Below are 7,914 nucleotides of genomic sequence, written 5' to 3'. Positions count from 1 at the left end.
AGCTGGTTTCGAGGCTTTGCACGACCTTACGGTGCAAGCGGCTGACATGGGCATGAGCCAAGCGTCTCTCCTGCGCGCGGAAGCGACGTTTCTCACGCAGCAGTTGCCGGGCGCTTTCCTTGTCGGCACTCAGAAACACCGACAGCCCCAGACGCAGATTGGCGATCAACTGATGGTGCAACCCCGCCAGCTCTTCCAGGCCGACGTCGGAAAAGGAGCGGCGTTGCGAGGTCTTCTGCTGCTGGACCTTGCGCAACATGCGTTCGATCAGGTCAGAGGCGAGTTTCAGATTGATCGCCAGTTCGATGATTTCTGCCCAGCGCCGACTGTCCTGGTCGCTGAGGTCTTCGCGGGGCATCTGCGCCAGATAGAGTTTGATCGCGCTGCAGAGGACTTCGACGTCATCGCTCAGGCGGCGCATTTCCTGAGTGACAGCGGTTTGTTTGCCACGCAGTACATCGAGCATGGCTTCGAGCATATTGTCGATCAGGTCACCGATGCGCAGGGTTTCCCGGGCTGCGTTGGCCAAGGCCAGGCTTGGTGTGGTGAGGGCTGTCGGGTCCAGGTGGCGAGGCTTGGCCTGTCCGTTGATTTCCGGGCGCTCTGGCAACAGCCAGGCACAGAGCCTGGCCATCGGACCGACGCTGGGCAACAGCACCAGGCAACGCGCGGTGTTGTAGAGCAGATGAAAGCCGATCACCAGGCCTTGCGGGCGGAAATTGAGGCTGTCCATCCAGTGCACCAGCGGGCCGAGCATCGGAATGATCAGTAGAAGGCCGATCATCTTGTAGAGCAGGCTGCCCAACGCCACCTGACGTCCGGCAGCGTTCTGCATGCTGGTGCTGAGAAATGCCAGGACACCGCTGCCGATGTTGGCGCCGATCACCAGGCCGATGGCCACCGGCAGGCTGATCACTCCGGCACCGGCGAGGGTTGCTGTGAGCAGGACGGCGGCCAGGCTGGAGTAGGAAATCATCGCGAACAGCGCACCGACGAGGGCATCGAGCAGGATGTCGCCCGTCAGTGAGGCAAACAGCACTTTGACGCCGTGAGCGTGGGTGATCGGATTGGCGGCTTCGACGATCAATTGCAGTGCGAGAATAATCAGCCCCAGGCCGATGCCGACCCGRCCAAGCTGGCCTGCCCTCGTCTGCTTGCGTGAGAGAAAGAAAATCACCCCGAGGAAAATCAGCAGCGGCGACAGCCATGACAAATCCAGCGTCAGGACCCGCGCCATCAGTGCGGTACCGACGTCGGCTCCGAGCATGGTCGCCAGGGCGGGCGTCAGTGCCATCAAGCCCTGGCCGACAAACGAGGTCACCAGCATCGCCGTGGCATTGCTGCTCTGGACCATGGCGGTGACGAGAATCCCGGCGATAAAGGCCAGCCAGCGCTTGGACATGTTCTGGCCAATGACATGGCGCAGGTTCGAGCCGTAGACCCGCAGGATGCCGGTTCGGACGATGTGCGTGCCCCAAATGAGCAAGGCAACGGCGGACAGTAGATTGAGCAGGGTCAGCATACTGGGCCCCCTGAATGAACAGCGCCCCAATGGAGCAAGTTGACGATGCCGTGCGACGTTCTACGTTCTGTATTTAAGCTGTAGTTGGCTAACGGTCCGGGCGCCAGCATCGCATAGCTAAAGAGTCGATTGAAACAAAACTGTCATGAAAACAGCTTCGTGCGGGTATGAAAAAGGGGCTCGAAAGCCCCTTGATTCATTATGGCTAGTTATTGACCCGGAATGTCCTTGCGCAGTTTCACCGGCTCCTGCTGTTTCTTCTTTTTCGCGATCGCGGTGCGCATCTTGATGTTGATCGATTCCACGGCCAGCGAGAACGCCATGGCGAAGTAGACGTAGCCTTTGGGGACATGCACACCGAAGGCTTCGGCGATCAGCACGGTACCCACCACCAGCAGGAACGACAGCGCGAGCATTTTCAGCGACGGATGCTTATCGATGAACGCGCTGATAATGCCCGAAGCCATCATCATCACCAGTACCGCAACGATGATCGCAGCAACCATGACCGGAACATGGGACACCATGCCGACCGCGGTGATCACCGAGTCCAGAGAGAACACGATGTCGATGATCGCGATCTGGATGATGGTGTAGAGGAAGTTGCCGCCCTTGCCACCTGGCTCGTCGGCGGTTTCGTCTTCACCTTCCAGTGCATGAAACATCTCCTGGGAGCTTTTCCACAGCAGGAACAGGCCACCGAAGAACAGGATCAGGTCTCGCCCGGAAATACCCTGACCGAAGACCACGAACAAGTCGGCGGTCAGGCGCATGACCCAGGTGATCGACAGCAACAGCAGGATCCGCGTGACCATGGCCAGCGCCAGGCCGAAGATCCGGGTGCGCGCCTGCATGTGCTTGGGCATGCGGCTGACGAGGATCGAGATCATGATGATGTTGTCGATACCCAGTACGATTTCCAGGGCCGTCAGCGTGAAGAAGGCAACCCAGATTTCAGGGTTGGTCAGCCATTCCATGTGTATTCCTTTGAGCGAGTGTTAAACCACGACGCCAGCATTTAGCTGGCGGCGCGGTGAGTTGATGCCGTTACAAGGTGCTGAACAGCGGKAAAATCCCCATCAGCAGTGCAGCGACGAGTATGCACATGCAAACCAGTACTGCCCACTTCAAGGTAAAGCGTTGGTGGTCACCGAATTCGATCCCGGCCAATGCCACCAACAAGTAGGTGGAGGGTACCAGCGGACTCAGCAAGTGGACGGGTTGACCGACGATCGAGGCACGTGCCATCTCCACCGCGGTGATGCCGTAGTGGCTGGCGGCTTCGGCCAGAACCGGCAGTACACCGTAGTAAAACGCATCGTTGGACATGAAAAAGGTGAACGGCATGCTCGCCAGTGCGGTGATCACGGCCAGGTACGGACCGAGGAAATCCGGGATCACGGCCAGCAGGCTTTTCGACATGGCATCGACCATGCCGGTGCCGGACAGGATGCCGGTGAAGATACCGGCGGCAAAAATCAGCCCGACCACTGCCAGCACGCTGCCGGCGTGGGCCGCAACGCGATCTTTTTGCTGTTGCAGGCAAGGGTAGTTGACGATCATCGCGATACTGAACGCGACCATGAACAACACCGGTAGTGGCAGCAGGCCAGCGATCAGGGCACACATCAGGGCCAGGGTCAGGGCGCCGTTGAACCAGATCAGCTTCGGACGACGAGCATCCGGAAACTGCGAAACGCTGATTTCGCTGTGGTCGATTTCGTCGCCGATCAGGTGCAATTCACCCAGGCGCGCGCGTTCACGTTTACCGTACAGGTAGGCAATCGCCAGGATCGCCACTACGCCAGCGAGCATCGCCGGGATCATCGGCACGAAGATGTCCGACGGGTCGACATGCAATGCACTGGCGGCACGCGCGGTCGGGCCGCCCCACGGGGTCATGTTCATCACACCACCGGCGAGGATGATCAGGCCGGCCATGATCCGCGGGCTCATGCCGATGCGGCTGTACAGCGGCAGCATGGCGGCTACGCAGATCATGTAAGTCGTGGCGCCGTCACCGTCCATGGACACCACCAGGGCCAGCACCGCGGTGCCGATGGATACCTTCAGCGGGTCGCCCTTGACCAGTTTGAGGATCTTGCGCACAGCCGGGTCAAACAGGCCTGAGTCGATCATCAGGGCGAAGTAGAGGATGGCGAACATCAGCATCACCCCGGTCGGGGCTAGCTTGGTGATGCCTTCGAGCATCATCGGGCCGATCTTCGGGGCAAAACCACCGAACAGGGCGAACAGGATCGGAACGATGATCAGGGCGATCAGCGCCGACAGGCGCTTGGTCATGATCAGGTACATGAACGTGATGACCATGGCGAAGCCAAGGAAAGTCAGCATGGGAATACTCCAGGCGTAGCGCGGCTAGGGAATGGCGAACCGGGTGGGGTCAGCGCAGAACGGAAAGCACGAGGCGTACGGGGGGAGTCGGGGCAAACAGGCGGGTACGAGCGGACATCAGAATCACCATTGTTGTTGTTAATTGGGCCGCGCGAACGTTGCGACATTCGTTTGGCCAACCGGTCTGTTGCCGGCAGTGCGGGCGATCCTAATGGGCAAACCTTTCAGCCAGCTTTCGCTGGGCAAACACCAGACGAGATGTTCGAAGTGGGCTGGCGCGGCCTGAAGTAGTGGTCAGTACCGCAGTTTGACGGGGTTGAACATAAAGATGGGGGTGTTGGTATGAGCGAGCGACACTCGGGCGGATGCCATTGTGGACAACTGCGGTATCAATTCACCGGGCCATTGCGTGACATTGCCCACTGACAGCCGGTTGTCCGGCTGCAATCTTTTGACTTAAGGCAACTCCAGCCCGCCGGCCGCCTTATGCAACGCTCGCAAATGCTCACCCAATTGCTTGATGTTGGCCTCATTCGCGGCAATCTCAGCCGCTCGGCCAGGCTCAAGCAGCGCCCTGACCTCTTTGTCCAGATCGCCGGTCAACACCTGTAATTTCTTCTGTCGCGTACTGCTCTCCGACTCCAGGCGTTTCCATTCATTGGGCTGTGGCAGGCCGTAACCGCCCCTGTCGAGCAGTTCTGCCGGACGGCTGAGGAAACCACTGTTGACGAGAATCTGCTTCAAGGTCTGATTGGCCTGGTCCATGCCGCCGTTTTTCAACTCGCGGGCGTCCAGATAGCGTTGTTTCACCTCATTCTGGGCCAGCAACAATTGCTGGCGGAAACTCGCCTGCTCCAGCAACAGCAATGCCGCGCTGGTGCGCAGGTCGGCCTGTTGAAACCACGGGCGACGTTCTGCGGCCGTCAGCGCCATCCAGTCTTCAACCTTGTCCTGTTTGATTGGCAGGTGTTTTTTCAGCACCTCGAACATCGCTTGATAGCGATCGCGGAACGAGTCGAAGCGATAGCCCAGGCGCAAGGCCTCGCGCGGATTGTCGAGCACGCTGGTATCCGCCAGTCCGCGGGCCTTGAGTATTTCCAGCAAGCCGTTGGGCATGATGCTGTCCATGCCGACCAGCTGTGGATTGTTGCTGCCACTGCGCAGCAGTTTCAGGCTCTCGACCGCGCAGTTGTTGGACAGGAAGTAATAGTTGCCGTCGTAGCTCCAATGCATTTCGGCGGCGTGTTCGACCAACTCTCCAATTTCACTGCGCGACAGCTTGAGTGGCACCGAGGCCAGGCTGCGCAGTTCAGTCTTGGTGTATTCGTCGATGACTTGCGATAGCGGCAACACGAAGAGTCGCGACGGATACTTGCCGACCAGACCATCCCAGCTCGACAGCTGTACGTCGCCGACAAAGGCGCGGTAGGACAGCACCAGGGAGTATTCCAGGTCCAGTCGGCAATCCGGTCCGCGCGGGCGACCGGGCGCACAAATCACCAGCCGCAACATGCTGTGGCCCCAGCGGCTGACCAGATTCTGATTGGCCTCGGCCAGCAGGTAGTCGACGGAGTAGACCCTTTCCGGATCGACCTGGCCCAGCGGTTGTTTGGCGAAGTCGTTGCCCGCGTTCAGGAAGGCGAAGGATTGGGCGCAGCTGTCCTTGGCCGGCGGAGCCCAGCCGAAGTGTTCCTGGTAATAGCGGTATAGCGCCGGGCGGCGGCAGGCATAGCTCGGATCGAGGAGGAAGTACTCCATGTTGACCGCGACAAATTCCTTGGGGCTGCTCGTCTCGTAGAGGTCCGGGCTGCGGACAATTTGCCGGTTGTGCTGTTCGCGTTCACCGCGTCGGCCGACGTATTGCGGCCAGCCGGCAAGGTCCAGCAGGCGTGGATCGTCGCTCAAGGTGAAACGACGGTCAGTCTGGCCACGGCATTGATCGGGAAGGCCGACCAGGCCTGAACTGTTGCTCTGTCGCGTACAGCGTTGGATCTGCAAACGCTCGGCACTTGTCCACAAGCGCGCACGGTCATAAATGTGCGTGAGTTCATGCAGCACCGTGGCGAGCATTTCGCGGCGAACGGTGCCGTGGGGGCGATTGGTTTTTTTCGTCGCAGCGCTGCCGTCGGTGAGGCTGGCCAGCAGGTTGCGATTGAGGTCCACCTCTGACACCAGAGACGCCTCTCCGTAAGCGTTACCGGGCATTGCGTCGGTCCAGCCAACATCAATCCGGCGGTCCAGTTGCTCGATGAAACGCGGCGGCAAAGCCTGCATCGCTTCATCCAGCAGTGCCTGGCTGGCTTGCTGTTCTGCCGGGCTCAGACCGTCGGTCTTGAGGTGTAGTTGCAGGCTGGCCTGAGCTGTACTGCAAAGCAGCAATACGGCCCCGGCCATCAGCCAGGCGGCTAGTGTCTTCACAGTGCGAGGATGGCTTCGGCGAGGACTTGATCACTGGCGTCGCGGGCTTCCGGCACACGGGTGCGCAAGGTGTCGAAGGCTGCTTCCAGGTGTGCACCACGGATATCGCCATTGCTGGCGACGAAACTGGCCGCGTCATCATGGGCTTCGCGCACGACTTTCAGGTCACGAATCGAGGTGGTGGTGTCGGAGGTGAAATCGAGGGTGCGCTGAGAGGCGCGGATAATCATGTTACTGGTGGCTTCCAGGGTATGTGCCTGGGCCACATCGGCCAATAACAGCAGGCCAAGGGTGGCAGCAATCAGCGGGCTACGCATGKAACGACTCCGGAAAAACAGGATAACTATTGGACGAGAATTGCCTGTGCCAGTTCAAGGTCGCTGGCATGAAGTTTTGGCCGGGTCTGGCGCAGGTAAACCAGGGCGGACTCCAGTTGCGCTCCTCGCAGTTGACCGTCACTGGCAATGAACGCCGCCGCATCATCGTGGGCAGCGAGTAGCAGTTTATGGTCGAAGGGCGCGGAGGTCACCTTGCTTGTCGCATAAGTGGTGACGACGAGGTTCTGTGTAGTCAGGTCCAAGGCATGGGCCGGGCTGCTCCAGCAGGCAGTGATAAACAGGAATGTGATGAATGGTTTTGAAAGAAAATGCATGAGACTCGACGTTTGGAAACGAGCCCCAAGGCTAGCGCAATGCCCGGACCAGAGCCAGCGCTGAGGAATCGGGGCCCAATGTGAGAGCCCCGTTTTCCGACGTCGATCAGATCGCCAGAATGGCTTGAGCGAGCTGTGCGTCAGTGGCTTTCAGCTGTGGCGCCTGTGTGTGGATGTAGTCGAGAGCGCTTTCCAGGCGTACGCCACGGATGGCGCCTTCGCTGGCCACGAAGCTGGCAGCGTCGTCACGGGCGGCGCGAACGATCTTCTTGTCCCGCAGCGAAGAGGAGAGATTGGTTGTGGCGTCGGAGCTGTCCTTGAGTGCACCGACGACAGTATCAGTGGTGATAATGAAGCTGGAGGCATGCGAATTGGCAGCCACGGCCAGCAGTGCTGCAGCGCTGAGCAGACGAAGACGGGACATGGGGTAACTCCTGTGAATAAACCATAAATAGTGACGCCAAAAATAACGTCGGGCCGCCACTGCGTGATGCGTAACGTCTGAGAGATCAGACATACCCTGCGCAGGGCTCGCCACGTTGTCTTCGGATATTAGGCCGTTGTTCAACCGTTCGAATAGCCCTGTCACCCCATCTAGACACAGTTAGCGCCAAAAAGGTTTGTCCAGTTCGACCAGTCGATCGGAATGGCTGATACCTATGTCAGACAGCTGCTGTTCATTAAGTTGCGCGAGCAGGCGGCGGGTGCGCGCTTTTTCCATGCCTTGACCGATAGCGGCAAACAGCCGGGCCATACGCTTGAGCAAGGAAGGCTTGCGAGTAGGCGGGAGCGGAACATCAAGTAACCGATTCATGGTGTATTCCTTACGAACAGGCTGATTGAGCAGCCTTGGGAGACCATGTTCGGCGTTTCGCCGACGCTGGAGCAGCTACACCAATGTTAAATTGTACTGGTTCAGTTTATGTATTTCAGAAACTGTACCTGTCATGCGGCTGCCCTTCTGTAC

The 7,914-nt window shown here is 59.2% G+C and carries 8 protein-coding genes and 1 pseudogene; 1 reads left to right on the top strand and 8 read right to left on the bottom strand.

The annotated features are described in order from the left end of the window. From AC1DH9_RS15945 to AC1DH9_RS15935, 3 genes are all read right to left on the bottom strand, one after another. A partial coding sequence (locus AC1DH9_RS15945; protein WP_477808401.1) for a Na/Pi cotransporter family protein occupies window positions 1-1,522 on the bottom strand: 1,522 nt, incomplete at its 3' end. Between the two features lie 209 nt (window positions 1,523-1,731). Then, entirely contained in the window at window positions 1,732-2,499 is a 768-nt protein-coding gene (locus AC1DH9_RS15940; protein WP_427542052.1) for a TerC family protein, read from the bottom strand. 70 nt (window positions 2,500-2,569) lie between these two features. Beyond that, window positions 2,570-3,877: a CitMHS family transporter gene (locus AC1DH9_RS15935; protein ID WP_477808400.1), complete on the bottom strand. Its 1,308-nt coding sequence runs from the start codon at window positions 3,875-3,877 to the stop codon at window positions 2,570-2,572. 342 nt (window positions 3,878-4,219) lie between these two features. Between AC1DH9_RS15935 and AC1DH9_RS15930 the strand changes: the two are divergent. Next, window positions 4,220-4,300: pseudogene (locus AC1DH9_RS15930) on the top strand (GFA family protein); the annotation flags it as partial. Between the two features lie 33 nt (window positions 4,301-4,333). Here AC1DH9_RS15930 and AC1DH9_RS15925 read toward each other — a convergent pair. The 5 genes from AC1DH9_RS15925 to AC1DH9_RS15905 form a co-directional block, all read right to left on the bottom strand. Continuing rightward, on the bottom strand, window positions 4,334-6,295 hold the full coding sequence (locus AC1DH9_RS15925; protein WP_427542049.1) for a DUF7844 domain-containing protein: 1,962 nt from the start codon (window positions 6,293-6,295) through the stop codon (window positions 4,334-4,336). Continuing rightward, window positions 6,292-6,612 (bottom strand): DUF2388 domain-containing protein, encoded by a 321-nt coding sequence (locus AC1DH9_RS15920; RefSeq protein WP_054594970.1) that lies wholly within the window; start codon window positions 6,610-6,612, stop codon window positions 6,292-6,294. The genes AC1DH9_RS15925 and AC1DH9_RS15920 overlap by 4 nt, the downstream gene beginning before the upstream one ends. Window positions 6,613-6,638: 26 nt before the next feature. After that, the gene (locus AC1DH9_RS15915; protein ID WP_427542046.1) at window positions 6,639-6,947 is read right to left on the bottom strand and encodes a DUF2388 domain-containing protein; all 309 of its coding nucleotides are present in this window, start codon (window positions 6,945-6,947) and stop codon (window positions 6,639-6,641) included. Window positions 6,948-7,053: 106 nt separating this feature from the next. Next, entirely contained in the window at window positions 7,054-7,371 is a 318-nt protein-coding gene (locus tag AC1DH9_RS15910; RefSeq protein WP_123427845.1) for a DUF2388 domain-containing protein, read from the bottom strand. Window positions 7,372-7,551: 180 nt separating this feature from the next. After that, the gene (locus AC1DH9_RS15905) at window positions 7,552-7,761 is read right to left on the bottom strand and encodes a DUF1127 domain-containing protein (RefSeq protein ID WP_427542043.1); all 210 of its coding nucleotides are present in this window, start codon (window positions 7,759-7,761) and stop codon (window positions 7,552-7,554) included. Window positions 7,762-7,914 lie beyond the last annotated feature (153 nt).

It is taken from the genome of Pseudomonas sp. 05T35 (assembly GCF_056396605.1).
Note: the sequence above shows the minus strand (reverse complement) of the source record. Positions and strands in the feature narration are given on the sequence as shown.

Excerpts from the sequence above, each read along its gene's own strand:
- AC1DH9_RS15920 (WP_054594970.1), bottom strand. The coding sequence starts at position 6,612 with ATGCGTAGCCCGCTGATTGCTGCCACCCTTGGCCTGCTGTTATTGGCC.
- AC1DH9_RS15910 (WP_123427845.1), bottom strand. The coding sequence starts at position 7,371 with ATGTCCCGTCTTCGTCTGCTCAGCGCTGCAGCACTGCTGGCCGTGGCT.
- AC1DH9_RS15905 (WP_427542043.1), bottom strand. The coding sequence starts at position 7,761 with ATGAATCGGTTACTTGATGTTCCGCTCCCGCCTACTCGCAAGCCTTCC.
- AC1DH9_RS15940 (WP_427542052.1), bottom strand. The coding sequence starts at position 2,499 with ATGGAATGGCTGACCAACCCTGAAATCTGGGTTGCCTTCTTCACGCTG.
- AC1DH9_RS15915 (WP_427542046.1), bottom strand. The coding sequence starts at position 6,947 with ATGCATTTTCTTTCAAAACCATTCATCACATTCCTGTTTATCACTGCC.